A 26,191-nucleotide genomic window follows, 5' to 3' on the forward strand; every position below is an offset into this window, starting at 1 on the left:
ATTTAGTCACTCTCTCCTAATTTTTCTTTGATTTTCTTGAGCAGCTCTTTTTTGCTTAAATTACTGATTTGATGATATTTGTTTTCTTTAAGCATGGAGTCAAAAAAGAAGACATCACGATAGTCGGAATAAGTTAAGGCATTTTTGCTCTTACCATACTTATAAGGATTAAGCTTAACCTGCCCAGACAAAATCTGACTGGAAGCTTCCTTGATTAGGTCTTCGTCATACTTTAACAACAGGTTGATTTCATCTTCAGTAAAATCATTCTTACTGCTGAAACTAAAGCCGCCCTTTGCCTTAGTCTTAACACCAGTATACAGCTCCGAAACTTGGCCTTTTTCTCCAAGCAACGGCTCTGCCTTTAATAGTAAGTCGGGGTCATTATTAATTAGTCCCGTGTATTTTAGCCGTGTCTGCCCATCAAGCGACGGCTGTTTAAGAAGCAAATCCGTACCGATTAAATCTTTGCCGTTGAGCCGCTCAATCTGCCGGGTAACTGTTTGATAAAAGGCTCCGAGTAGCGATAAGGAATTGCTGCCGGTAAAAAAGTCTTGATTTTGTGCTAAGACATCAAGGTAGGACACCATTTGCAGAGAAATTCCGTTATAAAATAAACCAAGATTGAATTTTTTCGCCGATGACTTGTAGTCAATGACCTGAGCTAAGAATTCCTGCTGGTCAGAAATTTGAGCAAGGTCGACCCGATCCATCTTACCGCGCAAATTAACGTGGTGGTCTCCTGCTAAATTAGGAATGGCAAAGTTTAGTCCCTTAACTTGTTCGCCTAAACCAAAGCTTAATTCCGAATATTGCGCCCGCAAAGGAGTTTTTTGCAGTGAACGGTGCCAATTAGCGGCCACCTTAGTTGTTGTCTGGTCTAAACACCGGAACAGATACTTATTAAACGGATCATTCATCAACTGTTGGTATTTGGTCTCATCCTGCATCTTTGCTCGGGCTACTTCAAGCAGTCTTTGCAAGGTTGTCTGGTCAATCTCAGCTAAGTCCAATTTATGCTGGTTTAATTCCTTAACTAAGCGGTCAAACGTTTCGTGGAAATAATTCCCAGCTTGGATAACATCAAGTTCGTTTTCAAAGCGTTTGCGCAATCTTAAGCCATAATTCAAAAAGTATTCGTAGGAATTTTCGTAAAAGGTCTCTAGTTGTGAGACCGAAGAATTAAGGTTCTCACCGTATAACTTTTGCGCTAATTCTGGGCCAATGTCTTCCGGTTGATTATCGAATTGGCTGGATTCAAGCACCATTGTTGTCTTTTGCGGCAAATATTTTTGTGTTAACGTCAGCAGCTTTTCGACATGAGGCTCTGGCTGATTTTGACTTAAATACGTCAGATAACCAAGGCTGGCCTCGGGATTAGTCAAAAATGACAACAAATTCTGTAATTTATCCGGCAGGTTATGTTGACTAAATTCGGGCGCACCAGCCTGTTTCAGCCGTTCATAGTAAATTGACGGTTCTAATTCTTCGTTAGCCGCATTTAACACCGGATAAGAAAGGTAAACCTTATCTTGCGCTAAGGCAAGAGACAGACCAAATTGGTAATTTTGGTCTAAATTGCTGAGCTCTTGGTGGTCTTCCAAATATGAATCCTCGCCAAATGCCTGGCTTAATTTGTCTAAGTTTTCCGTACTTAAAAAGCCCGGAATGTTTTGAATTGACGGCAAGTTATTACTGGTTGCCCCAATAATAAAGACCTGCTTGTAGCCGCTGGTTTGGATCATACCCATTTCGGACAAGTTAACTGCATCTAAAGTCGAAGGAATTTGCGAAAAAGTTGCTTCCTTAAAACCATTGGTTAACACATAAAAAAAGCTGTCAATATCGAACTTATCAGGATTAATTAACAGATAATCGTGAAGTAAATTAATCAATAGGTCCCATACCTGCTCAGGCTGCTGGGCTTGCTGCAATTCACCCTGTTCTTGGGCATCTTCACGCCACTTTTCTAAGCGCTTGGGAACACCATTTTGCGTTAAAAAGTTAAAGAAGATGGTGACAGCCTTTTGACTGTCTGTTTCTTCTTTCATCTCGGCTAGTAAGTCAGAAATCCGACTGACAAAGTAATCTTTGAGCTTACTAATCTTAGCTACTTCATCTGGAATCTTGTCTAGTCTAATAACTTCGGCAGCTACATAATCAGTAAAGTCACGCCGCCACAAGTTATGGTTAATCCCGTGCGCCAAGACAAAGTTTTCTAGTTCATCGACGTCGTGAACATAGGCAGCTTCATCCTGATACCAATCGGGAATTAACAAACGTGTTTTTAAAATCGCCAGTAAATTGCTGGTTTGCAGGGGGCGTTCAAGTAGTTGGGCAATATTTTCAATTAGCACTACTAAGGGATGATATTTCATCTCCTGCTGCAAGTCATTAAAAAACGGGATCTTATTTTGCCGCAAAATTGGTGTTAAGTAGGTCTCATATTCGTGCAGATTAGGTGTTAAGACCAAAAAATCACGGTAACGATACTTACTCAGAGCTACTTGCTGGTAAATTGTGCGTGCGACAAAATACGCTTCAGCGTAACGTGAATCAGCCCGCACCAGCTGCACCTGCTGCAATTCTTCCGGCGGTGTAATTGTTCCCGTCCAATATTCGTTTAATAATTCGCGATTTGATGGTTTAGGTGCAATCGGCGTGGCAGTAACTTGATAATCTAAGTTATGGTCATCCAGATAATGTGTCAGTTGACTAATTGTTTTTTGAATGACGTAATCATAGTCGCCAGCCTCGGCATCGGGATCAATTTGCCCTAATTTGGTCTTGAAGGCCAAGGTAACGCTACCGGCATGCATCATTAACAGCTTAATAGTTAAGCATTCTTGTAATGAAAAATGTGAAAAATCGCTAAAGTAAAAATCGGTTTTACCTAAGTCTTTCTTACTGGCCAAGATTTCGTTTAACTGCAATTGCACTTCATTTTTGGTTGAAAATTTGCCCGCGATTTCCGTGATAAAGGCATCATAAATCACACGTAAATCAGCAATCTTGTTCTTCGTTTCCAAATCTAAATTGCTGTCATCGAGTTCATCCAGATCAATATTACCAGCTCGCACCTGCAAAATGGTATCGTAAAGCTGCTTAACTAAACCGGAATTAACGCTGACGTTCTTAAATAAATACAGCTGGTCGCGCTTTTCTTCAATAATCTTCGCTAATAGCATTGCGGCAGCCGCATCGTCTAATTGCGTGGGTAATCCTTCCTCGGCATCCTTTAAAAAGTACCAGGCCAGTCGCGAAAATGACAGAACCTGCAAATTCTTCACGGACTGTTCTACCTGCTTTTGACTCACAGCAAGCTTATTTATTGCCCTAATTTCTGTGGTAAACTTAATATGATTAGGTACAATAATAAAAGTTTCATGTTCTGGCTGCTTTTGATAATTTTCAATTGCTAGTTGCAGAATTTTTTCTTGCAAAGGATCTGTCTGCCGACCGACTAGAATCTTGATCATTTGTTCACTTCTCCTTAGCTATTATTTTAGCATAGGAGCCACAATTTTTTACTAACATTAAGGATCTTAAATAAAATGAAATGTAGTTATTTAGCACATGGCAAAGTCATCTTAATTGGCGAACATGCGGTTGTTTATGGTTATGATGCGTTAGCTCTGCCGATTATGTCCCTGCAGATTAAGGCGACCGTTGAACCTAGCTCGCAAATGTGGTTAGACACCACCCGTTACCACGGCCCTTTTTTTACCGCTCCAAATGAATACGACGGCTTAAAGTACGTTGTCAAAACAATGCAGGCTAAGGCTAACAGTAGCGAACTGCTTAAAATCACTTACACAGGAGAAATCCCGACTGAACGCGGCTTGGGTTCGAGTGCAACAGTTGCTTTGGCAACAACTAGAGCCTTAAACCAGTATTTTGCCTTAAACTTAGCAGAAGAGGAAATCATGGCAATTACCAATCATGCCGAAACCATTAATCATGGCAAAGCCTCTGGTCTTGATGCGGCAACCGTTAATTCAACTAGTTTGGTCTTTTTTAACCAAAAAATGGGCCCAAAAACTCTCAATGCACAATTGGGAGCAACCCTGCTTATCATGGATACTGGCGAATTAGGCAGCACCAAAGAAGCTGTTAATCAGGTACATACCCAAATGGAGCAAGACTCCACTAAAAAGCAAATGATTGCGCAATTGGGACAACTAGCCACGGCGACTAAGACGGCGTGGCTTAACCAGCAGCAAGTCGAAGTCGGGCACATTTTTAACCAGGCGCAAGCAATCTTGCAAGCCTTTGGCCTAGCAACCACTAAAATCAACCAATTACAAAAATTAGCCCTAGCTAACGGAGCGTTGGGCTTTAAGTTATCTGGCAGTGGTCTTGGCGGAATTGTCATTGCCCTGTGCCCTAATCGGGAAGCAGCAGAAAAAATCATTGCCGCAAGTCAAGCACTAATCGCAAATTCATGGATCGAGGAAATTTAATGGCTAAAACAGTCCGCGCGCACACAAATATCGCATTAATTAAATATTGGGGCAAAGCTGACGACGAGCTGCGCCTGCCGCTTATGTCTAGCTTGTCAATGACTTTGGATCAATTTTATACGGATACGAAAATCACAGCGAGTACAACTGGCGACCATTTTTTCTTAAATAATATTGAACAAACGGGAAAAAGTGCCCAGCGCGTTTTTGCTTATCTAAAAAAATTACAACAGCGTTTTAACGTCACAGGTGCATTGTCCGTTCATTCGACCAATCACGTGCCGACAGCTGCAGGACTAGCTTCATCTAGTTCGGCTTTTGCGGCCTTAGCCGGGGCTTTTTGCTCATATTATGAATTAGATGTTACACGTAAAGAACTTTCCTACTTAGCGCGACTTGGCTCGGGCTCTGCCTCCAGGTCAATTTATGGCGGGTTTGCGGTTTGGCAAAAAGGTACGGATGATGCCAGTTCTTATGCCTATGCTTTGGATGAAAAGCCGCAAATGGATCTGCACCTTTTGGCAATTGAGTTAAACCAGCAACCGAAAAAGTTATCATCAACTGGTGGGATGAAGCAAGCCCAATCCTCACCCTTTTTTGAACCGTGGCTAACGCGTAATGAACAAGAAATGGCGGCAATGATTGCCGCGATCAAGGAAAATGATTTTACTAAATTAGGACAATTAGCTGAACTTAATGCTAGTGAGATGCATGCAATTAACCTGACTGCCCAACCTGGCTTTACTTACTTTGAGCCGGACACCATTCGTGCGATTAAATTAGTTGCGCAATTGCGGGCTCGTGGAATTGAATGTTACTACACGATCGATGCTGGGCCTAATGTTAAAGTTCTCTGCCAGTTAAGAAATGTAAAAGATGTGACCAATTCATTTGAGTCTGTATTTAAGAATGCTAAGATAGTAAATGCAAGTTTTGGTCCAGGTATTTCATGCCTGGACTAATTAATGTAATTTAATTGATTAGGAGATTAATTAATTGATCACAGAGCAAGCACCCGGGAAATTATATATTGCTGGTGAATATGCCGTCTTAGAACAAGATTGCCCGGCAATCTTAGTTGCGGTTAACCAGTTTATTCGGGTTTCAATTACTAAAAGTAAATCAACAACGGGCTTAATCCATTCTAAGCAATATTCACAGGATTCGATTCACTGGGTACGTAAAGGTACCAAAATGGTAATTGATAACCGTGATAATCCCTTTGAATATATCCTAGCAGCAATTTCATATACGGAACGTTATTGTATTGAACAAAACGTTACCATGGAAGTCTATGACTTGTACGTTAATTCAGATTTAGATTCAGCTGATGGCAAAAAGTATGGTTTGGGCTCCAGTGCGGCGGTAACAGTCGCAACTGTTAAGGCGATTCTGCACTTTTATAATGTACCTTTTAGCAATGAATTAGTTTATAAATTGTCCGCCATCTCTCACTATTCAGTTCAGGGTAATGGGTCTGCTGGTGATATTGCTGCCAGTGTTTATGGCGGCTGGCTGGCTTACCAAACCTTTGATAAGTCGTGGCTGACTAGTGAATTAACCAGCAAGACATTATCAGAAATCGTTAACGAGGCGTGGCCGGGATTGAAAATCCAATTATTAACGCCACCGGAAGGGATGCACCTAATGATTGGCTGGAGCCAAAAGCCGGCTTCGACATCACGGCTAGTTGATGAAACTAACGCGAATCGTGCTGCTTTAAATGGTAAATATCAAGAATTTTTGCGGGCATCACGCGAATGTGTGTTAAAAATGATTACCGGATTTGAACAAAAAAATATTGAATTGATTAAAAAACAAATCCGGGTCAATCGTGGTTTATTGCAGCATTTTGCCCAAATTAACCAAATTGCAATTGAAATTCCGCGCCTGTCTAAGTTAATCAATATTGCAGAGAGCTTTGGCGGTGCAGCTAAGACTTCTGGCGCTGGTAACGGTGACTGCGGCATTGTAATTGCAGACGGAGCAACCAATGTCGCTGCCTTAGAAAGTCAGTGGCAGGAAAACGGAATTCAACCCCTCAACTTTCACGTGCACCAAGTTAAACTTGCCCAATAGGAGAAAAAATGTCAATCAGATCTAAACGTAAAGAAGAACATTTAGTTTTAGCACAAACTTTTTTTCAATCCGAAAAAGCCAATAGTTTTGACCAGCTGCATTTATTGCGGCCGGCATTACCTGAAACCAAAGTTGACTTAGCTGCAATTAAAACAACAATGTTTGGTAAAGAAATCAATGCTCCCTTCTTCATTAACGCAATGACTGGTGGTTCACCTAAGTCACTGACAATTAATAAAGAACTCGGCAAGATTGCTAATCAAACTAAGATGGGGCTGGCTTTAGGTTCTGCTAGTATCTTAGTCAAAGAGCACGCACAGCTTGATAGTTTTTTGGTTGCCCGTGAGGCCAATCCTGATGGCGTGATTATTGCTAATGTCAATGCTAAGACGGCTCCAAAAGATGCACAAAAAATCGTTGACGAATTGCAAGCTGATGCTTTGCAAATCCATTTAAATACGGTTCAGGAAATCGCCATGCCTGAAGGTGAACGTGACTTTCACTGGTTAGATAATCTTAAAAATCTGCGCCAAGAAATTACCGTTCCAATTATTATTAAAGAAGTTGGCTTCGGCCTTGACCAAGCAACCATTCGGTTATTGAAAAATGAAGGCTTTGAATGGTTTGACGTTGCCGGCAGCGGCGGCACCAATTTTGCCCAAATTGAAAATGCTCGTAACCAGAATGACCTCTCTTATTTAGAAGATTTAGGTTTGCCAACAGTTATCGCGGCAATGATGGCTCAAAAAGAAGAAGTTAACCTAATTGTTTCTGGTGGTGTCCGCAATCCTCTCGATGTATTCAAGGGATTATGCCTAGGCGGTCAATATGTCGGTATTTCTAATGTCTTTTTACAAGCAATGGAACAAAATTCACCGGAATTTTTGTTGCAAATGATTCAGAATTGGCAGCATGAATTAGCTGGTCTATTAGCAATTTATGGTCAAAAAGATTTGACTAACTTAACAAGTATTAAGCAATATTTTGACCTGCCCTTGCAAGACTTGATTATGCAGTTAAGTTAAATACTTTACATAATCAAAATTATGACAGATTATTAAATTTAGGACTAGCTTCCAATATTTTATTGAAGGCTAGTCCTTTTTAGATTAGTAATTGGGCATAAAAAAGAAGTTCTAAATTAGAACTTCTTTTTTTCTATTTAGCTTTATTTAGTGCATCTTTGACGGCGTCTTTTAAACCGCGGCTTGTATTAGAGGCACCCGAAACTGCATCAACATCCACAGAATTTTCTTGAACCATTTTTTGTGGTAATTCTTTGATTGCCTTTAAGCCGTAATCATCGGATTCTGCTTGTTTCAAAACTTCAACATTCTTTAAATTCTTTTCCTTGTCGACAGTCACTCTGACAACAATCTCGTCCCCCATACCTTGTATGGATTTGCCAATATATTGGTTAGGTCCTGTTGGGTAATCTTCCTTTTTTATATCAGAAATTAATGATTTAGGTGTTCGTGGCTTATTTAATTTATCAGCAACACAAATTCCATCACAATTACCATTATCATCCTTGGGATGAGCCGCATTTTGACCTGCAATTTTGCCAAAGATCAAGCAGTCACCAAGGTCAGAACCACCTTGGTATAAGTTAGACATGTTGCTGCCTAATTCACCTGCACCATATAAATGTGGAATTGGCTTATGTTCAGGATCAAGAATTTCTGCTCGCGCATTTCTTCTTGGACCAGCTTCTGACCAGCCAATTGTTTGAACAAGTGGCACTGCATAATATGGACCTGTCTTATCAAATGCAGTCAAGGTTTCTGGGGCGCGATGGAAAGCATAATCATATTGCTTTTCCGCAAATAGATTAAACTCATCAATTGTCTGCTGTAATTTTTCAAAAGTTACCCCCATTTTATCTGCCAATTCAGAGACAGTATCACCTTTCACAACTGAATTAAGCGCCTTATTATCAGGGAATGTATCAATCTTGCTAATCTGGTCATATTGCTTTTGGTCAAAGACAAAGTATGGGTGAATTGGATTCAACGGCTTATACCATGACCCATGGTTTTCAATATAACCTTCACGTGCTGCTTGATCTTCTTTAAAGTAACGCGTACCATCATCACCCACAGTAAAGATACTACCAGTAAAGAAAATTGGGTTGCCCATGTAAAATGGTGCACGTTTCATACCTAGTTCGTAAAATGCAAATGATTGTTGCATTCCTCCACCGGCATACATTGACATATGCCACATATCTGCTCCAACTTCGTGGGCGAGGTCAATTCCCTTACCTTTGTTATACAGTGTTCCCAAAGGAACTAGTTTATTCGAGCCGATATAATCTTGAATCTTTTGCGGATTATTTTCGATCCCACCTGTTGCCAATACAACACCATTTTTAGCATAAATGTTTAGCAAAACATGATCGCGCTCAATTTGCGCACCAACTACTTTTTTATTTGGCAATTGCAATAAGTGCTTCACAGGTGACGAATACCATACGTCAATCTGATCGCTGCGATCTAAAACATTTTGTCTTAAAGCATTCCATAATGAAGCATTAAAAATCCCCGGCTTCAAGGTAATCATGTCATAGCTCTTAGCACCCGGAAGATCAGGATGATCCGCAATTACAGCATCTTCAGGAAGTCCTAAAATCGTCTTATAACTAACGGGATTAGCAACACCCAAATATTTTTGGAAATATTCTTTCATGTGAGTAATTCCATGCACAACTGTATTTTCAATTTCGGGATCAATTTCAAAGTGTTGTGCTAAATGCTCATAATAATTACGATAATCAGCTTCATTGCTGCTATAACCAACTAGTTCAGCTGCATATCTAGTATTGCCGCCTTCATGACCTTCTGGAGCTGAATCAACAATTAAAACCTTTGCACCACTATCTGCAGCAAACCGAGCAGCAGTCGCACCGGCACCACCAAAGCCTAAAACAACTACATCATAGCTGGCATCGTAATATGTATTTTTATTTACAATCATTATTTTTTACCTCAATTACTTATTAAAGTGCCGTATTTTTAGCATAACTTGCCGCATTATTACCAGCAATTCTGCCGAACACAGTACAAGTAGTAAGCATTGTTCCCGTTGAAGGATAAGTATGAACAAAAATTTGTCCAGTAGCAGATTCACCAGCTGCATAAACTCCAGCAATTGGCTTATTAGAAACATCCAATACTTGAGCATTTGTATTAATCTTTAGACCGCCAAACCCAGCAACAGTTGTTGGGTAGCCTTCGATTACGTAATATGGTCCTTCTTGGGCAATCGGCTTAATATCATCTCTACCAAAATCCGAATCTTCTTTACCAGCAAAGGAATTATAGCGAGAGACTGTCTCTTTAATCACTTGCTTATCACAACCAACTACTTGAGCAACATCGTCCAGTGAAGTACATTTTTTTGCTTCCGGCAAGTTAGCAGCTACCTTATAGGATTCATTATCTTTATCAAATATCCAGAAAAACCTGTTGCCATCAGATTTAAGAGCATCATTATACATTAAAGAATAATGTTGTCCTTCTTTAGTGAAACGCTTGCCCAAATTATTTACTGCTAATGTTCTGCCTAAGACAACTAATGAATTAGCTGCACCACCAACTGATAGATAATTAGCAGTCATGATTCCCATTACACCGTCTTTAAATTCTGAAGCAGCGTGTAAATTTTCGGTAAGCTTAAGATAATCAGCATCATTGTATGGTGTTGACATTGAACGAGTACCCTTAGCACTTGGTGCATATTTATCACGAGTTTTTCTCGAACCATCAAAACCGCCAACTGCAATTACTACAGACTTGCATGTAATATTATAATCATCATATTTACCTACAGTAACTACACCTGTGATTTGTTGATTGTCAGTTTTAATTTCTTCAGAACTTTGATCGTATAAGACAGGTATCTGCAATTCTTCGATGCGTTTAAGAAGTGGTGCCATAATTGCTACAGGTCCTAGCTTAAAATTGATATGTGTCCGTGGCTTCTTAGAAATTCCTAGCGGCATTGCTGAAAATTCCACACCATATTTATCAGCATAATAATCAACCGCAGCTCCTGAATTATCAGCTATTGTTTTAACTAAATCATGATCGATTTCGCCACCATCTTTTTGCGCGAAGTCCTCATAAAACTGCAGTAAATTTTCAGGATCATTATCTTGTTCCTTATTAAATTTACTACCAGTAGCGTACATGAAGCCGCCTGAAACAACGGAATTACCGCCCAAGCGTCCCGTCTTTTCAATTAAAACAACATCTGCTCCCTTTTCTTTAGCTGTGATGGCCGCATTTAATCCTGCCAGTCCTGAACCCAAAACGACTACATCTGTATTAATTTCATGTTCTTTCTTAGTGATTTTTTCTGGAGTAGAATAATCAGTTGTTTCTGCTCCGGCATCAGTTAAAGCAGCTCTAGTCGCATTTAAAATACCGTTTGAAGTAAAAGTTGCACCAGTTATTGCATCAACTGCAGTTGACTGATTAGCAACAATTTTTTCAGGAATTAATTTTAGCGCATTATCTGAAAGCAGTGCTGTTTCTTGATGATCAGTCACTTTGATTGCTGATATTTGGCTATTCTTTACAGAAACTGTTACTTCGATATTAGCATTATGCCCCTGGGCACTTCCTTGATATGTTCCGTCTTTGATCATTATAATCTCCTGTTTCTATGCTTGATATTGGTCATCAAAAACAATAATTGGTTTAATTGTAGTACCTGCAACTGAATCTTTAATTGCTTGGTTAATTTCTTCTGGCTTATAAAACTTAACAATCTTATCAATTGGAAATTTACCTGAACGGTACAAATCAATCATTTCCGGAATAAATTCTTGCGGGACAGAGTCTCCCTCAATAACACCGGTAATGCTCTTTGAAAACGATAGAATATCAATCATTGGACTAAGTTCTTTAATTGTCTTGGTTCCCATTGCCACCACTGCAAATTGTCCCTTAATTGTTAAAGCGGTCAAGCCTGCCTTCATAACATCAGGTTCACCAGTGGTATCAATTACATAATTCAATCCTTCAGAGCCAACTATTTTTTGAATTTCTTCAATCATATTCTCTTTAGTATTGTTGATTGTCTCTGTTGCACCAAATTCCTTAGCCATTTCTAAGCGCATGTCGTTCTTGTCAATTGCAATTACGTGCTTACAATTAGAAACAGCCGCACCCATTACGGCTGATAATCCTACTGAGCCTGTCCCTAGTACTGCTAAGTTAGAACCAACTTCTGGCTTTAAGGAATTCAATACTGTTCCCGCACCAGTCATATAGCCACAACCGAGAGGGCCAGCAATTCTTAAGTCCAAGTCATCGGGAACTTTAACTAAATTGTTAACGTTAGCTACTATATGATCGCCAAATGAGGATTGACCAAAGAAATTACCAATATCCTGCCCATCCTGCTTGTGTAAACGATAGGTGCCATCGCCCATTGCACCACCACTAGTGTTAAGCTTGTTAAAGTTAACACATGATCCGGGCAAGCCACTACGGCAAAACTTACATGTACCGTCTGATGCAAAGCCGACCGCAACATGATCGCCCTTCTTAAAAGCGGTCACATTAGGTCCTACTTTTTCAACAATTCCCGCACCTTCATGTCCCAAAATCACTGGTAATTGGATTGGAAAGCCACCATCTTGAAATTCAATATCACTATGACAAATTCCTGATGCAACGGTCTTAATTAAGACTTCATTACTCTTGGGATCATCTAAAACAACATTTTCTAAATCTAAATCTTTTGTTTGCTCATTTAAAACAGCCGCTTTAATTTGCATAATACATGCCTCTTCTAAACTAAAACTATATTTAATAAGTATTAACAAGTTTACTTTATCACATAAGCGCTTACAATTGAATAAGATTTTACATAAAATTAATTTTTATCGAAATATTTTTTTATTTAGCACAATAAAACAGGCATTTTTTCAATGTCTGTTAAGTGTAATGCAAATGACCTAAATTATGACATTAAAAAAGAACAAGCATATTTGCTTGTTCTTTTTCTATTTCAATTCAAAACCTTGTTTTTGCAAAAATGCCCCCACATCAGGCCTTCTTACCTCGCTAAAGAAATCAATATTCTTCTGCAGCCAGTCGGTTTGCTGCTGGTTACTATTCCGAGCAGCATAATATTCAGCAGTCACCTGCTGATAATTACTTAAATCAGTGAACTTTGTTTTGTCGTAGATATTTTGGGCAACTTTTTGCTCGAGTGCCATTCGCGGCTTGACCTCATTCTTCTTAGTCGGAACGCCGATTGTCATCCCTAAAATAGGCACAGTAAACTCTGGTAATTCTAGGATTTCACTGACTTGTTCCAAATCATTCCGAATCCCCCCGATATAACAAATTCCCAAATCAAGTCCTTCAGCTGCAACTGCCATATTCTGTGCTGCAATCGTTGCATCAACTACACTGACTAACAGTGCTTCCATATTTTTAATGCCTGCCAGTGATAGCTTGGCTTGTTCTAAAAGACACTTTTGCCGGTACAAATCCGCAACGAAAACGTAAAAGGCACCACTGTGCACCACATATTCTGGACAATTGGCAATTTCACCTAATCGTTGGCGTTTTTGCTCGTCCGTAATTTCAATGATTGAAAATGCCTGGACAAAATTCGACGATGATGCACTATTAGCAGCCTTGAGTAGCTCTTGTTTAGTTGCAGCTGGCAAAGCTTCATCGACAAATGAACGGACGGATACATGTTGTGTCATTTTTTGAATAAAATCATTCACTATTCTTAATTCCTTCTTAAAATGTTAAGTTAATTCAATAGGTGCCAAATTTCTTTTTGGACAGCACTGTCATTACTGGAACCAATAATTCGGTCTGCGGCACTTTTAGCACTTGGCAAAGCTGTGCCAGTCGCGTAACCACGACCAACATATTTAAGCATGCCAACATCGTTGCCACTGTCACCAAACGCAATCATCTCACGCGGATTAATCCCGAGTTTCTTACTTAAATACTGTAAGCCGACAGCTTTATTCATACCTTTAGTTGACATGTCAATCGAACCGGCAGAACCGGAAACAAAGCCCAGATTAGGATAATTGCGTTTCAGTTCGGCTAACATTTGTGGCATTTTGGCTTCAGCGACATCAAAAGTAACTTTAAAGACCTGATCGTCTAAGTGCTCAAAGTCTTTTACTAGGGTAATTTTGTGATAGTACTTGCGCAATTCTTCAATCGATTCAGGATCTAGTACGTATGCACTGAGCAATCCAGAAACAACGGCTTTTTCTTTATATTGGTGCGTAATCTGCAAAATTGTCCGCAAATCACTATCAGATAAGCTATCGGTATGAATTACTTGCTTACCTTTAGCAACCAGTGCCCCATTTTCAGCGACAAAATAAATTTGATTCGCTACTTCAGGAAAGCGAGTTACTAGATTTTCATACTGATTACCACTCGCAACTACAAATTTAATATCACGTTCCTGCATAATCTTAAATTCGCGCAAAAACAGGTCGACGTCATAGGTCTTGGCATCAGTCAGCCAAGTACCATCCATATCTGTTGCAATTAACTTAATCATTTTAATTAACCTTTCTTGAGTGTTCGTAAACCCTTAGGATAAAAATTCTTGAGGACACCGTTGCCGGTAACCTTGCCAAAACTAAAAATTAACTGGTGCGCGCTAACCAAGACAAAGCCGCGTAAGTCCGTTTTTACCCGCACTGTTTCGCCGTGTAAATAAGCTACATAGTCATCGTCATTTAAATCAACTATCCGTTCCTGCTTAACTTGGCTTAGTGCCATTGCTAATTGGTGTCCCGGCTCAAAACGGTTCTTCTTTAATACGCCTAATTCAAGTCCATTATTAATTATCTTGAGGTGCAGGTTAGAAGTTTTGAGTGCAGGAATAAAAACATGATCTTGGCTAACGCGCACTTCCTCACGCCAGTTTAATAATGCTTGTGGCAAATCAAATTCAGCCAAAACTGAAGCTGCTAGTTCAGTCTGTTCTTTTGTTAAAAGTAATTTCGAGCGGTGCTTTTTATGCTTTTTTTCTTTAACTGGACGCTGTTCAATACTACCAGGTAATTTTAGCTTGGCTGCAAACTGCCCTTCACCTAAATCGTCCTGCGGCCAAAAGCGAAGGGTCTCCTTCAAGGCTGGCTGATTATCGCCCCATTCAGGTCGACCGTGACTTATCTTAGCAGAATGTAAATTCGTCGCCTCTACGGAAAAGCCAAATTCTGTCATTAACCAGCTGACAATCTGTTCATCTTCTTCTGGAGCGTAGGTACAAGTCGAATAAACTAACTCCCCACCCGGCTTAAGCATCTTAACGGCTTGGGTCAAAATTTCTTGTTGGCGCTTTTGACAAACCAGCACATAATCCTGTGACCAATAATTAACCGCATCCGGATTCTTACGAAACATGCCTTCGCCGCTGCACGGGGCATCAACTAAGATTTTGTCAAAAAACTGCGGGAATTGTGGTGCCAAATCTGCTGGATCCTCACTGGTAATTAAGCAATTGGTGATACCCCAGCGCTCAATATTTTCCCGCAAAATCTTAGCCCGCGTCGCTGAAATTTCGTTAGCAACTAATAAACCTGAGCCGGCCAACTGCTCCCCTAAAGCAGTGCTTTTTCCACCTGGAGCAGCACATAGGTCGAGCACCTTGTCGCCTGGCTTAACTGCCATGAGACTAGCTGGGAACATTGCTGACGGATCCTGCGAGTATACCGTGCCGCTGACCCACTCTGGATCATTGCCGGCAACTTGGCCATAATAAGCATTCTCAATCTCAGGCACGGGCTCTTCACAATTATATGAAACTTTTTGCGAAAACTTCAGTGGGTTAAGGCGAAAGGCCTTCTTACTTGGCTGTGCCATTGCTTCAAACATGATGGCTGCTTGCTCTTTGCCAAGTAACTTTTGATATTTAAGTGTAAATTCTGCGGGTAAGTTAAGCACGACGCCGTTCCTTTCGTGATAGGTAAAAAATATTAAGAATATAAGCCCAAATGATGACAAACCAGCTGAGTGCTAGTAGCCATAACAGATGATCGGGTTTAGAATAAAATGCTCGCCAACATAAAAAGAAGTAGGCACCTACGGTGGCTAATAATTCAGTTAAAATTAGTCTGATACCGCGGTTAATCAGCCAATTACGTAATAAATTACCGGTAAGGCTCGTCTGTTTGACTGTTTGCCAATCAATTAAGGCAAGCAGCAGATTACAAATCGCCGCAATCAAACCGAAAAGAGCAATCAGTAAAATCTCCCGAATAACTGAAAAACGGTGGATTTGATGTCTTTTTACAAATAATGGCGTTCTGACCTTGCCGCCATAATGTGCCGCAATTTTATGAATAACCTTATCTGAAGCGTCAATAATAATTTGGTAATTGTTTAGCTTAAATTGGCCTGTTGGCTGCTTAGGACCAGTCGACAAGTAATAGCCGTCTTGTTTCATTTGGCGATAGTGCTTGAACGTTCCAATTACCGAATAGTACCTATGGTGCAGGACAACATACTGGTTGCCTTGTGTTTTTAACGTTTTAACCTTGGCATTTAGTCCCAGCACGGCAAAAGAAACTTGCCCCTTAAAGTCATCCGCTGAAAAGTAGCGCCCTGATTCAGTTGGCAAACTGATAATCGTGTGGTTAGCCCAAATTAACGTCTGGTGATCTTTATCTTGATGATCAAGATGCACCTGAATTTTGTTCTTGGGGTATTTTTTAGTTAAGTATCGTAAAAAAGTGCTGACTTTTTGCTGGCTATTAATATCAATGTAGCGCGTACTATTGCTTAAGCCATAGGCTTCCAGCAACTGGTTGGCCTCACGTGACTGTACGTTAGATAGCATGCTGCCAATTCCTAACAGTGCCAAGAAAAAAACTATAATTAATCCGAATTTTTTAAATTTCATGTTCTATCTCAAATATTTGTTCATTAATAAAGTCGTAACTTTGAAACGATTGGTTAATCTTTCTCAGTTGTGGTGAATGGTGCAGGTTCATTGTTTGCCAAAAAGCAGGCGAATTAGTTGCACCGTTTTTTTCGCCGACAAAGAGAAGGTGGCTCTTAGGATTATACTTTTTCCATGCTGCAACTGCCAATAAGTCACTCTCAGTAAAGTTAGGTGCCCATGAGCAAATAACCAAATCAACATTTGCAAACTGCTTGATTGCTTGTGCTGCATCTAAGTCTACTACATCAAAGGCTGGTTTACTTCCCGTTGCCGAAGTCTTAGACCATTCTAAAGAATCAGTCGCAATTGTCTTGATTTGCACCTCGGCCAAAGCCTTTGACCAGTATGCGTTACCTGCCATAATTTCTAGTGCAGTTGTCACATGCAATTGTTCTTTAATTAAGCGCGCCGTTGTTAGATTGGGCAATGACCAGAGACCATACCTAATTGATAAAAATTGCCGCAAGCTGTTCAGTAATTGGTTTAATACTTTGAGATTTGCGTCCTGCTCCTGCCCCACTTGCTGCAAAACTGCTTCAACTTCATCGGGCAACAAGCCTAATTTGGCAGGAGCCGTTTCTAACACTTGGTGCTGGTCTAACTTATTGATAATTTGGTTAATTTCTGCAACCTGCTGATTGACTGCTGGATGCTTAATTTGCCTGTTTAATTGGTTAATTTTGTCTAAAAAATTTGTCATACTTCAATCCCTCTATTGATTTTACCATTCAAACAGACAGATTTCAGTTATAATAAAAGATAATAAACAAAGGAGAAGTTTTATGGCAAAAAAAGGAAATAAACAAAACGAAGAAGAAAGTTTAGGGAAATTTATCCTTGACGTTGTAGTAATGATGGTTGTCATTTTAGGTATCTTTTGGCTGGTCTTCACCTATGCTCTGTCAAACGATAGTGTATCTGGTCCGTCAATGCAGCCAACGTTTGAAAATAATGACCGTTTGATATCTGTGCGGCACTTTGAACCTAAGCGCAATGATGTTGTTGTTTTAAAAGCACCTAAAGCCGCACAAGATGTCCCGGGCGCTCTTTACATCAAACGGGTTATTGGTCTACCTGGTGATAAATTAGTTTCCAAAAATGACAAAATGTACATCAATGGCAAGTTATTTAAAGAACCATATTTAGATAATAGTCTTAAAAAGGCTGACAACGACGCCGGACAAACCTACACAAACAATTTCACTTATACAGTTCCTAAGGGTTACTACTGGGTCATGGGCGATCACCGCGACATTTCCAAAGATTCACACATCTTTGGTCCTGTTAAAAGAAGTGCCCTGGTTAGCAAAGTTGTCTTTCGTTACTGGCCATTTAACAAAATTCAAGGATTTTAATATAGTTTCTCTTTGAATTTAACGGATTTTTCGTTAAAATGAAATTGTAAAGGAGGATAATTATGAATCATCAATTAGAAGAACTATCCGATGCGATTATTGATTATCAAGTACAACATCACGTCACGGATACTGATTTAGCTTTTGCCAGCCACTTATCAGTTGAAAAAATTCATGCAATGAAAACTGGCGAGGGTGAATTCACTCCTGAAGAAATTAATCAGCTTTACGATTACATGGCAGCTAGCCATTAAGTCTAACTTAATAAAAGACCTTCAAGTTAATCCTTGAAGGTCTTTTATTGCGCTAAACGTGTTTTACAGTCAGTCATGTTCCTATCTAATCCAACTTATGACATTGCAAATTATGGATACAACAGAAACGATTAAAAATGTTTCCTCAGATTTTTTCATTTGAAAACTCCTTGAGTTTTGCTATACTTAAGACAAAGGGACAAGCATTAGCCCGTCCCCTTGTCGGTTATTTAACGGTTCAATGAATAAATAGCCGAATCAAGTTAACAAGATTAGAAACAAAGCTTACAATGATGCTTAACTTTTTGAAAGTAAACTAGTTGAGAGCTTTTTTCTTTTGCTTGCGGTACTCTTTTCGAGTCATGGAATTCACTTCCCGCTTATAAATTGTTAGCTATTTCAGCTAACAATCATATTATACATATTCAAATATATAATAAAAGATGCTTTTGCAATTTTTTGAAAATAAAATTACATGCAAAAAGTGCTCCTAATTGTGTTAGGAGCACTTTTTTAATATCAATTATTAGCTTTTGCTTCAACAACTTTATTAATTAAGTAAAGATTAATTGCTAGAAGCAGGATACCTATTAGCAGTAAAAAGCTAACTGTACTATGCACACTAGTCAAATATTGACCAGCAATAAAATTTAGCGGGTAATTCAATGCTTTGGGCAAAAAATTTAGCGTTGTCAGCAGTGGCCGATAAATGCCAGATAAAAATAACAGCCAGAGTAGCATTAATATTACGCCATTGGACTTGCCATTAAAAGCCGCGCTAATAATTTGCCAGCAGAAACAAATTAAATTAATTTAATTACCAAAAGACTAACAATCACCAGCAATAGAACTAGTCCAATTAGTTCAACAAGTCTAGTAGCAGCATCTCCATTCCAGCTAATAATTTGGCTGGCTTGACGAAATTCTTGCAAAAAGTCATTATGAAAACTGCTGCTGGTCATAAAAGAAAGACCAAAAATACAAATTAAACCAAGTAATTGCAAAACTGCCAGATAAATCATGCTAACGAGTGCACTTAGTAGATTAACTAAATAAAAATTAGTGTCACTAACAGGAATTAACCGCCAAGTTTGGCTAGTACAATTCTGCTGCATTTGAAAGATAATTATTGTGGCCAAAATTAACTGGCACAAAAAACTCAAAGCAATCGTAAAAATCCCCCACTGTGGTAAAAAGTCAGTCATCGCTAAATGGTAAAAATAAACCTGCATTCCATTATGGCTAAACCAATTGCCAACAGCAATTACCAATGCTGCCAATAACTGAATTCCAAATAGTAAGTAGATTGATTTTCTCTTTTGCTTGAGTATTACATCAAATAACTTAGTACAATTAGTCATTTTTACGCCTTCTTGCTACTGCAGCAACTATTTATTAGCCTTTGCCTCAAATGTTTTATTGATTAAGAACAGATCGATTGCCCCAACAAATAAATTAAAGATTACCAAGGCAGTAATTCCGCCTAGTAATTGAAGCTTTGCGGCACCCAGAAACATTAATTGGAACGGCAATTTTAAAATTGGTAAAACAATATTAGCAGCACCAACACTCAGCCAGTAAACTAACAAAAAGATAATGAACCTAGTAACCTTTAATCCTAATTTTCCTGAAAAGTTTGGCAAAAAGTCAACAATCGTCTGACTGCTGAAATTTAAAAAGCTAACGGTAAGGTAAACAGCTAAAGTTATTAAAAGTAATACCACTACAATTTGGCACCACTTGAACCAGCCAATCTTCGCCATATCATTAAAGAAATCCATTACCATTGACCACTGCCCGCTAATTGAATAGTGCAATAGCATCGGCCCAATTCCGCAAAGAAACTCTAGCAGGACTAAAATCACAAATGAAACAAGTGAACTGGTAATGTTGCTCAAATAAATGGTATTTTCGGTAGCTGGAACCAGCCGCCAAGTTTGACTATGGTTGATTTTTTCTACGTCAGAGATAGTCGCAAAGAGGCTGCCCAAGACGGCTATGAACCCAGTCCACGTAACAATCCTTGCTAAATTTAACAAAAAGCTGCGAATCATATTCATATAAGGATTACCTGGCGTTGCAATTGCCTTAAAAGTCATTACTCCCGCCAAAATCATGGCAGCAACTAATTGGATGGCAATGACTTGCAACAACTTTTTGCTCTTATTTTTAAATAATTCTCCAAATAACTGTCTGAAACTTATCATTGCAGTGCCTCCTACTTCAGTTACTTATTCTGTTCGGCCTCGAAAAACTTGTTAATTAAAAGCATATTGGCCAACAATAATCCAATATCAATTACCAAAAAGAGAAAAATAATTCCGTTTAAAGTAATATTAATATCACCAAATAAAAAGTTTGTCGGTGATAAGATTACGTTGCTAAATAATTCAAAAATCTTCTCTAATAACTTAGCGATAACAATAATCAATACTAGTCTAAGTATGGTAACTGCGGCTTTGCTTGACATTCCAGGTAAATAATCAACGATTGCACGAGTAGAAAAATTCAAGAAGCTAACAATTAGATATGTAAACAGACTAATCAGAATAGTTAAACAGATAACCTGTAATACGTTGCCGAAAGCTACATTATAGTTAGCACCAGAAAAGCCATTCATCAAGCCTTTAAAGGCATCATTAAGATTTTCATTAAACAGCACAAAACTAATCCCAGTTAAAATCGCAATAATTATATTTTGAATAATCAGCAGATAAATAACCGAAATAAATGAACTTAACGTGTTATCCAGATAAAACATTTCATCACTTATTGGTGCTAAACGCCAAGTTTGACTGCGATTAACGTGCTCATTTTTATAACAAGTAACAACCAAATAAATTGGCAAGGCAATAATGCTAGTTACTGCAAATAAGAAAGTGAACATTGGCAGCACCATTTTCCAATATTCAGCCTCATACCTGCCTTCTGCCACAAAACTAATGATTGTTATCGCTAACGCAGAAATCAACTGAATAATAACTACTGCATTAGCATTGCGATTCTTTTGCTTAAATAATTCTTTAAATAGATGATTAAAAACTGTCATTTTTCTGCTGCTCTACTTATTTTGCTTTGCTTCAAAGAACTTACTAATTAAAAACATGTTAACGGCTGCTAAAACTACATCGATGATGGTGAATAATCCTACTGCTGGCCAAAGTTCTAACTCTTTTTCACCGAGTAAATAGCTTAACGGCGAAGCCACAATCGGCTTAACAAATAGGTAAACTCTGGTTAACAGCCACATAATCGCAATAATCAAAATTAAGCGAATGATTGTAACGATAAATTTACTTGAAACTGCCGGCAAAAAATCGACAATTGCCTGACTAGTAAAGTTTAAAAAGCTGATAACTAAGTAAACTAATAATCCAAGCAAAATTGCAATCAAGACAATACCAAGTAGGTCAGTAAGCGTTGCCCGACTTTGATTACCTTTTCTGATTGCCGCAAGCATTTCATCCCAGCCATTCTTAGTCTGCTTATTGAATAAGTAACTGAGCCCAAATAGGAATATTGAGCCAAGTGTCTGCAATAAAGCCAAGTAGATAAAGTTAACAAATGAACTTAACATGTTATCCAAATAAATGTTGTCGTCACTCATTGGAGCTAAGCGCCAAGTCTGACTATGATTAATCCGCTCATTCTGCAAGCTGGTTACAATTAAGTAAATTGGCAAAAACAAAAAGCTAAATAGGAAAAAGATCACAAATAAAAATGTTAAAAAGCCATTTTCTTTTTGCAAAACGAATTTCATTTCGCCGGTACTTTCGAAATAATTAAAAATAGTAGTGACTAAGGCAGATACAAACTGCAACATAATCATTAAGTGGGCTTTCTTAGACTTTTGCTTGAATAATTCGGTAAATAAACGTTCAAAAACAGCCATTAATCTTCCTCTTCTCCATCGTAAAGGCCTTCATAATACTGCTCGATACTCTCATGATTATTACGAATTTCATCAGCTGATTTGTGAGCAAAAATAGTTTGGTCCTTGATAACGACTACTTCATCAAGCAGCGATGCAATTTCATTAACAAAATGGTCGGAAATCAAGATTGTTGCGTCGTCATTCTTCCAAAGAATAATCGAATTAATAATCTTTTTACGCGCCATTGCATCAATCCCACCAAATGGCTCATCAAGCAAATATAAGTCAGCCTTACGAGCAAAAGTCAGGGCAATTACCAGTTTTTCGCGCATTCCCCGTGACAACTGACTCAAGCGCATCTCAGGGTCAAGCTTCATGAACTTACGCAATTGCTCAAATTCGTCCTTGTCAAAATCTTGGTAGACAACTTCGTAAAAGTCAACGACCGCCTTAATTTTGGTTGAATCACTGAAGCCCGTTAAACCATCAGTAAATGATAAATGTGCTTTTTTCTCGGCGTCCTTGTCAAAGCCATCAATTTTCACACTGCCACGGTAATTTTTGGCCATGCCACTGATAATCCGCATCAGCGTAGTTTTACCAGCACCGTTTTCCCCAAGAAGAGCAACGATTTTACCGGGTTGCAAAGTTAAATTGACATCTTTTAAAATCAATTTTTGATTCTTCTTATAAGTTACATCCTTGATTTCAAGTACATTTTTCATTACAAAACTCCTTACTTCAAATAATTAGCTAGAATTGAACTAAGTTGATCGTTGGTTACTCCTAAAGCATTCATACTCTGAACAAACTTGTCCAACTCATTATTAATTAAATTTTGCTTAGTTTGCGTCAGTAAAGCGGTATCTTCTGTCACAAAATTACCTTCACCACGCTTGGTATATAGAATTCCTTCATCATTCATCTGTTGCAGAGCACGCTGCACCGTATTAACATTAACCGTTAATTGCAATGCCAAGTTCCGAACTGACGGGATCTTTTCTCCGGCTTGCAGTTTACCTACGGCAATTTCTCGGTAAAGATATTGCTTGATCTGCAGATAAATAGGAATATTATCTTTAAATTCCAAAAGGTCACCTTCCATTTTCACTGTACTATTTTCCTAGCACACCTATATAGTAAACTATTTTAGGTGTGAGTGCAATCTTTTTAAGTTACTTCCCATGTTTCACGAAAATGTTTTTGTGCTTTTGTGCAAATTAAAAAGTCCATTAAAGTTGTTATATCAGCTTAAAAATGGGCTTTTTAAAATTATTAAGTTATTTGTGCATAACTTTTTTAAATTAAGCAAAAAGCTATTTTACTTAGAAACACAAGACTTTATTGTCCTCAAATAATTTTAATAAAATACTGAATTATTATGAATTTTGTTCCACTACTAATGGTTAGCGGCATTCAATTCTGCCATCTTAACCATTACGTCAACAGCCTTATACATTGATTCCAAAACGGCATATTCATAACGGCCGTGCATGTTTTCTTCACCGGCAAAAAGATTAGGGCATGGCAAACCCATATAAGTTAATTGCGAGCCGTCTGTACCCCCACGAACAGGATCTTCATCAATTGTAAGTCCTTCTGCCTTGTAAGCTTCACGGGCCAAATTAACAATATCCATGTGTTTAGCCAGTTCATCGGCCATGTTATAATATTGATCCCACATCTTGAGCTTAATCCGCTCAGCGCCAAATTCATCGTTCATCTTAGCGACAATTGACTTAACCAAATCCTTGCGCTTTTCAAGACCATCACGCTCAAAGTCACGGATAATATAATCCAAATGAGCATTATCAACAGTACCCGTAAAGTTCATTAAATGATAAAACCCTTGCTTACCATCTGTTTCTTCTGGTACTTCATCTTGTGGCAATTGATTTTGGAAATTAATTCCAACTTGAACAGCGTTAATCATTTGTCCTTTGGCAACAGCTGGGTGCACATTAACTCCTTGAATATCAAGGCTAAATTGAGCTGCAGAAAAAGTTCCCCAGTCGAGCTTGCCGGGAGCTTCACCGTCGACAGTAAAGGCAAAATCAGCACCAAATTCAGGAACATCAAAGTGTTCGGCTCCCGTACCGATTTCTTCATCAGGCGTAAAGGCAAGCCGAATCTTGCCGTGCTTAATTTCCGGATGAGCAAGCAAATATTCCGCAAAAGTCACTAATTCAGAGACACCACACTTATCATCACCGCCAAGCAACGTATCACCGGAAGCAGTAATAATTGTTTGTCCTTGATAATTTTTTAAATGCGGAAAAACTTCTGGGTCCAAATAAAATTCGGAGTCACCCAATTGAATTTTGGAATGACCATCATAATTTTCATGGATTTGCGGCTTGACGTTTTCCGAATTAAAGTCTGCGGTATCACTGTGAGCCAAAAAGCCCATGACAGGTACATCCTTAGTAATATTAGCTGGAATTTCAGCGATTACACAGCCAGACTTTTGGTTATAATGAACGTCACTTAATCCCAATTCCTGCAGGTCCTTCATAATTACCTGCTTTTGAAAATCTTCTTCTCTTTTCGTTGATGGAAAACGAGTTGAATGCTCATCAGAGCGTGAATTAACCTGTACATACTTTAAAAATCGTGGTAACAAATTTGGATATTCCATTTTTACTCCTTAAATTAAATCTTGAAACGGATTAGTAGAAACCTGAGAAACGGCAACTTGTACTTGCCAATTTAGCTCAGTATTCCATTTTTGCAGCAAGTCAAAGACCCGATACTTAAATAATTTTTCAGTATAATGCCCCGGATCAACTACCGTTAACCCTGCAGAAATCATATCGTGGCCAGTATGATAATAAACGTCGCCTGTAATAAAGGCATCTAGCCCTTCATCAACTGCTTGGTGCCAGTATTTACCGCCATCACCACAAATAAAGCCAACTGTAGAAATCAGCTGCTGGTTATCAGCAGTAATTAGCCGTGCCATTTTGATATTCATTTTTTGCTTGACATAATAAGCAAAATTATAAGCAGTCATTGCTTGCGGCAGTTTGCCTTTGCGGCCAATGGCAATCCCATCATCGTCCAAGCAGAACGGTTCAACATCAGTTAATCCCAGTTCTGCTGCCTGCCAATCACTGGAACCATTTTGCGCCTTATCAGAATTAGTATGAATTGAATAAACAGTAATGCCATGTGCAATAATCTGACCGTACATGGCATTTTGTGGATCCGCAAAGTCTAAATTCCGTGCTGGGTGAAACATTAACGGATGGTGGCTAATAATCAAATTAGCTCCTTGATTAATTGCCTCAGTAACAACTTGCGGCCGCACGTCAAGTGTAGTCAGTACCTTGGTAACTGGTTGCTCGAGCGAGCCAATCTGTAGTCCGACTGGGTCACCCTGACTAGCAATTTCTTCGGGAAAGTCTTGCCGCAAACGAGCAACAATATCTTTAACTTTGGTCATTTAGTTCCTCCTCAATCATTGTAATTTCTTGTTCAATTTGTTTAATATGCTCTGTATCCTTGTTTTTTGCCTTGTTTAAATTGACTAATAGCTTTTGATGATAAGCAAGTTGCCCCTGCCATTTTTGGTAAAAAACAGGGTTCTTGGTTTGTAAAATTAAGGGGCCGAAGAAAATTTCCGCCTTGCTCAACTTAACTGGTGTTTCTACCTGAATGGCCTTAATGAGTTCATAAGTATGACCAGCTTCTTCAATCAAGTCTTCTGCCACAACTTGATAATTATGGTCTACGAGCCACTTACGCACGCCAGGCTCACCAACATTAGGCTCAAGCACCAGCGTTTTAAATTGAAAGTCATTCTGCCAAGCAGCAGTCAAAATCTCTACCATTAACTTGCCGCCCATGCCTGCAATTACAACTGTATCAATCTTATCTTCATGCGTAATAGTCACTAGACCAGCGCCCAAACGGACGTCAATTTGCTTTTCAAGGCCAGCCTGAGCAATGTCATCTCGAGCATTATCCAGTGGCCCTTGAGCAATATCACTAGCAATTGCGTAATCAATTTTGCCAGATTGGACTAATGCAATCGGCAAGTACGCGTGGTCGGTGCCAATGTCAGCTACCCGCGCTCCCCGATCGACCATTTGCGCTAAAGTATTTAACCGTAAATTCATTTTCATTCCTCTGCTCTCTAGGTATCACTCAAATTTTAACATAATAAAATTATTAGTTGGAGCCAGTAAAATAAAAATTACCGACTATTTATTA

The 26,191-nt window shown here is 38.9% G+C and carries 24 protein-coding genes; 6 read left to right on the plus strand and 18 right to left on the minus strand.

The features are described 5' to 3' along the window. Positions 1 to 2 precede the first annotated feature (2 nt). Positions 3 to 3,479, minus strand: a complete 3,477-nt coding sequence (locus tag OZX58_RS04235; RefSeq protein WP_277140400.1) for a PD-(D/E)XK nuclease family protein — start codon at positions 3,477 to 3,479, stop codon at positions 3 to 5. Positions 3,480 to 3,554: 75 nt separating this feature from the next. On the opposite strand from OZX58_RS04235, the gene mvk reads away from it, so the two are divergent. From mvk to fni, 4 genes are read left to right on the plus strand one after another with little or no spacing between them, the layout of a single operon-like run. Continuing rightward, complete coding sequence (gene mvk / locus OZX58_RS04240; RefSeq protein ID WP_277140401.1) at positions 3,555 to 4,463, plus strand: mevalonate kinase; 909 nt, start codon at positions 3,555 to 3,557, stop codon at positions 4,461 to 4,463. Continuing rightward, a complete protein-coding gene (mvaD, locus tag OZX58_RS04245) occupies positions 4,463 to 5,425 on the plus strand; it encodes a diphosphomevalonate decarboxylase (protein ID WP_277140402.1) in 963 nt (320 codons plus the stop codon). Before mvk ends, mvaD begins: the two co-directional genes overlap by 1 nt. 34 nt (positions 5,426 to 5,459) lie before the next feature. Next, a complete protein-coding gene (locus OZX58_RS04250) occupies positions 5,460 to 6,542 on the plus strand; it encodes a phosphomevalonate kinase (RefSeq protein WP_277140403.1) in 1,083 nt (360 codons plus the stop codon). An 8-nt stretch (positions 6,543 to 6,550) separates the two neighbouring features. Continuing rightward, positions 6,551 to 7,567, plus strand: coding sequence for a type 2 isopentenyl-diphosphate Delta-isomerase (fni, locus tag OZX58_RS04255; protein WP_277140404.1), 1,017 nt, complete (start codon positions 6,551 to 6,553; stop codon positions 7,565 to 7,567). 133 nt (positions 7,568 to 7,700) lie between these two features. Here the strand turns inward: fni and OZX58_RS04260 are convergent, their stop codons facing one another. The 8 genes from OZX58_RS04260 to OZX58_RS04295 all read right to left on the minus strand — a co-directional run bounded on the left by OZX58_RS04260 (position 7,701) and on the right by OZX58_RS04295 (position 17,193). Next, on the minus strand, positions 7,701 to 9,518 hold the full coding sequence (locus OZX58_RS04260) for an FAD-binding protein (RefSeq protein ID WP_277140406.1): 1,818 nt from the start codon (positions 9,516 to 9,518) through the stop codon (positions 7,701 to 7,703). A 22-nt stretch (positions 9,519 to 9,540) separates the two neighbouring features. Beyond that, positions 9,541 to 11,193, minus strand: a complete 1,653-nt coding sequence (locus tag OZX58_RS04265; protein ID WP_277140407.1) for an FAD-dependent oxidoreductase — start codon at positions 11,191 to 11,193, stop codon at positions 9,541 to 9,543. Positions 11,194 to 11,208: 15 nt separating this feature from the next. Then, complete coding sequence (locus OZX58_RS04270) at positions 11,209 to 12,330, minus strand: NAD(P)-dependent alcohol dehydrogenase (protein WP_277140408.1); 1,122 nt, start codon at positions 12,328 to 12,330, stop codon at positions 11,209 to 11,211. 228 nt (positions 12,331 to 12,558) lie between these two features. Next, positions 12,559 to 13,296 carry an NADPH-dependent oxidoreductase gene (locus OZX58_RS04275; protein ID WP_277140409.1) on the minus strand — a complete coding sequence of 246 codons (738 nt, stop codon included), beginning with the start codon at positions 13,294 to 13,296 and terminating at the stop codon, positions 12,559 to 12,561. A 29-nt stretch (positions 13,297 to 13,325) separates the two neighbouring features. Next, on the minus strand, positions 13,326 to 14,102 hold the full coding sequence (locus OZX58_RS04280; protein ID WP_277140410.1) for an HAD family hydrolase: 777 nt from the start codon (positions 14,100 to 14,102) through the stop codon (positions 13,326 to 13,328). Between the two features lie 5 nt (positions 14,103 to 14,107). Beyond that, entirely contained in the window at positions 14,108 to 15,493 is a 1,386-nt protein-coding gene (locus OZX58_RS04285; RefSeq protein ID WP_277140412.1) for an RsmB/NOP family class I SAM-dependent RNA methyltransferase, read from the minus strand. Continuing rightward, entirely contained in the window at positions 15,486 to 16,451 is a 966-nt protein-coding gene (locus OZX58_RS04290; RefSeq protein ID WP_277140413.1) for a hypothetical protein, read from the minus strand. The genes OZX58_RS04285 and OZX58_RS04290 overlap by 8 nt, the downstream gene beginning before the upstream one ends. After that, positions 16,441 to 17,193, minus strand: a complete 753-nt coding sequence (locus tag OZX58_RS04295) for an SAM-dependent methyltransferase (RefSeq protein WP_277140414.1) — start codon at positions 17,191 to 17,193, stop codon at positions 16,441 to 16,443. Before OZX58_RS04295 ends, OZX58_RS04290 begins: the two co-directional genes overlap by 11 nt. Positions 17,194 to 17,275: 82 nt before the next feature. Here OZX58_RS04295 and lepB point away from each other — a divergent pair, with 82 nt between their 5' ends. Both lepB and OZX58_RS04305 read left to right on the plus strand, forming a co-directional pair. Beyond that, entirely contained in the window at positions 17,276 to 17,848 is a 573-nt protein-coding gene (gene lepB, locus OZX58_RS04300) for a signal peptidase I (RefSeq protein ID WP_277140415.1), read from the plus strand. A 62-nt stretch (positions 17,849 to 17,910) separates the two neighbouring features. Next, positions 17,911 to 18,102: an LBP_cg2779 family protein gene (locus OZX58_RS04305; protein WP_277129613.1), complete on the plus strand. Its 192-nt coding sequence runs from the start codon at positions 17,911 to 17,913 to the stop codon at positions 18,100 to 18,102. A gap of 803 nt (positions 18,103 to 18,905) precedes the next feature. On the opposite strand, the gene OZX58_RS04310 is transcribed toward OZX58_RS04305, so the two are convergent. From OZX58_RS04310 to OZX58_RS04350, 9 genes are all read right to left on the minus strand, one after another. Then, the gene (locus OZX58_RS04310; RefSeq protein ID WP_277140416.1) at positions 18,906 to 19,463 is read right to left on the minus strand and encodes a hypothetical protein; all 558 of its coding nucleotides are present in this window, start codon (positions 19,461 to 19,463) and stop codon (positions 18,906 to 18,908) included. Between the two features lie 27 nt (positions 19,464 to 19,490). Then, the gene (locus OZX58_RS04315; protein WP_277140417.1) at positions 19,491 to 20,309 is read right to left on the minus strand and encodes a hypothetical protein; all 819 of its coding nucleotides are present in this window, start codon (positions 20,307 to 20,309) and stop codon (positions 19,491 to 19,493) included. Positions 20,310 to 20,329: 20 nt separating this feature from the next. Then, positions 20,330 to 21,151 carry a hypothetical protein gene (locus tag OZX58_RS04320; protein WP_277140418.1) on the minus strand — a complete coding sequence of 274 codons (822 nt, stop codon included), beginning with the start codon at positions 21,149 to 21,151 and terminating at the stop codon, positions 20,330 to 20,332. 12 nt (positions 21,152 to 21,163) lie between these two features. Further along, positions 21,164 to 21,994, minus strand: a complete 831-nt coding sequence (locus OZX58_RS04325; protein ID WP_277140419.1) for a hypothetical protein — start codon at positions 21,992 to 21,994, stop codon at positions 21,164 to 21,166. After that, on the minus strand, positions 21,994 to 22,701 hold the full coding sequence (locus tag OZX58_RS04330; RefSeq protein WP_277140420.1) for an ABC transporter ATP-binding protein: 708 nt from the start codon (positions 22,699 to 22,701) through the stop codon (positions 21,994 to 21,996). The genes OZX58_RS04325 and OZX58_RS04330 overlap by 1 nt, the downstream gene beginning before the upstream one ends. Positions 22,702 to 22,712: 11 nt before the next feature. Further along, positions 22,713 to 23,066 carry a GntR family transcriptional regulator gene (locus OZX58_RS04335; RefSeq protein ID WP_277140421.1) on the minus strand — a complete coding sequence of 118 codons (354 nt, stop codon included), beginning with the start codon at positions 23,064 to 23,066 and terminating at the stop codon, positions 22,713 to 22,715. A gap of 309 nt (positions 23,067 to 23,375) precedes the next feature. After that, complete coding sequence (gene pepT, locus OZX58_RS04340) at positions 23,376 to 24,614, minus strand: peptidase T (protein WP_277140423.1); 1,239 nt, start codon at positions 24,612 to 24,614, stop codon at positions 23,376 to 23,378. Between the two features lie 9 nt (positions 24,615 to 24,623). Further along, entirely contained in the window at positions 24,624 to 25,421 is a 798-nt protein-coding gene (locus tag OZX58_RS04345; protein ID WP_277140425.1) for a Nif3-like dinuclear metal center hexameric protein, read from the minus strand. Next, a complete protein-coding gene (locus tag OZX58_RS04350; RefSeq protein ID WP_277141742.1) occupies positions 25,408 to 26,097 on the minus strand; it encodes a class I SAM-dependent methyltransferase in 690 nt (229 codons plus the stop codon). The genes OZX58_RS04345 and OZX58_RS04350 overlap by 14 nt, the downstream gene beginning before the upstream one ends. Between the last annotated feature and the right edge of the window lie 94 nt (positions 26,098 to 26,191).

The organism is Lactobacillus sp. ESL0680, from assembly GCF_029392855.1.
Classification (GTDB): Bacteria; Bacillota; Bacilli; order Lactobacillales; family Lactobacillaceae; genus Lactobacillus.

Excerpts from the sequence above, each read along its gene's own strand:
- OZX58_RS04270 (WP_277140408.1), bottom strand. The coding sequence starts at position 12,330 with ATGCAAATTAAAGCGGCTGTTTTAAATGAGCAAACAAAAGATTTAGAT.
- lepB (WP_277140415.1), top strand. The coding sequence starts at position 17,276 with ATGGCAAAAAAAGGAAATAAACAAAACGAAGAAGAAAGTTTAGGGAAA.
- OZX58_RS04345 (WP_277140425.1), bottom strand. The coding sequence starts at position 25,421 with ATGACCAAAGTTAAAGATATTGTTGCTCGTTTGCGGCAAGACTTTCCC.
- OZX58_RS04320 (WP_277140418.1), bottom strand. The coding sequence starts at position 21,151 with ATGACAGTTTTTAATCATCTATTTAAAGAATTATTTAAGCAAAAGAAT.
- OZX58_RS04280 (WP_277140410.1), bottom strand. The coding sequence starts at position 14,102 with ATGATTAAGTTAATTGCAACAGATATGGATGGTACTTGGCTGACTGAT.
- fni (WP_277140404.1), top strand. The coding sequence starts at position 6,551 with ATGTCAATCAGATCTAAACGTAAAGAAGAACATTTAGTTTTAGCACAA.
- OZX58_RS04265 (WP_277140407.1), bottom strand. The coding sequence starts at position 11,193 with ATGATCAAAGACGGAACATATCAAGGAAGTGCCCAGGGGCATAATGCT.
- OZX58_RS04305 (WP_277129613.1), top strand. The coding sequence starts at position 17,911 with ATGAATCATCAATTAGAAGAACTATCCGATGCGATTATTGATTATCAA.
- mvaD (WP_277140402.1), top strand. The coding sequence starts at position 4,463 with ATGGCTAAAACAGTCCGCGCGCACACAAATATCGCATTAATTAAATAT.
- OZX58_RS04295 (WP_277140414.1), bottom strand. The coding sequence starts at position 17,193 with ATGACAAATTTTTTAGACAAAATTAACCAATTAAACAGGCAAATTAAG.
- mvk (WP_277140401.1), top strand. The coding sequence starts at position 3,555 with ATGAAATGTAGTTATTTAGCACATGGCAAAGTCATCTTAATTGGCGAA.
- OZX58_RS04315 (WP_277140417.1), bottom strand. The coding sequence starts at position 20,309 with ATGATAAGTTTCAGACAGTTATTTGGAGAATTATTTAAAAATAAGAGC.
- OZX58_RS04310 (WP_277140416.1), bottom strand. The coding sequence starts at position 19,463 with ATGACTAATTGTACTAAGTTATTTGATGTAATACTCAAGCAAAAGAGA.
- OZX58_RS04235 (WP_277140400.1), bottom strand. The coding sequence starts at position 3,479 with ATGATCAAGATTCTAGTCGGTCGGCAGACAGATCCTTTGCAAGAAAAA.
- OZX58_RS04290 (WP_277140413.1), bottom strand. The coding sequence starts at position 16,451 with ATGAAATTTAAAAAATTCGGATTAATTATAGTTTTTTTCTTGGCACTG.
- OZX58_RS04260 (WP_277140406.1), bottom strand. The coding sequence starts at position 9,518 with ATGATTGTAAATAAAAATACATATTACGATGCCAGCTATGATGTAGTT.
- OZX58_RS04330 (WP_277140420.1), bottom strand. The coding sequence starts at position 22,701 with ATGAAAAATGTACTTGAAATCAAGGATGTAACTTATAAGAAGAATCAA.
- OZX58_RS04325 (WP_277140419.1), bottom strand. The coding sequence starts at position 21,994 with ATGGCTGTTTTTGAACGTTTATTTACCGAATTATTCAAGCAAAAGTCT.
- OZX58_RS04350 (WP_277141742.1), bottom strand. The coding sequence starts at position 26,097 with ATGAATTTACGGTTAAATACTTTAGCGCAAATGGTCGATCGGGGAGCG.
- pepT (WP_277140423.1), bottom strand. The coding sequence starts at position 24,614 with ATGGAATATCCAAATTTGTTACCACGATTTTTAAAGTATGTACAGGTT.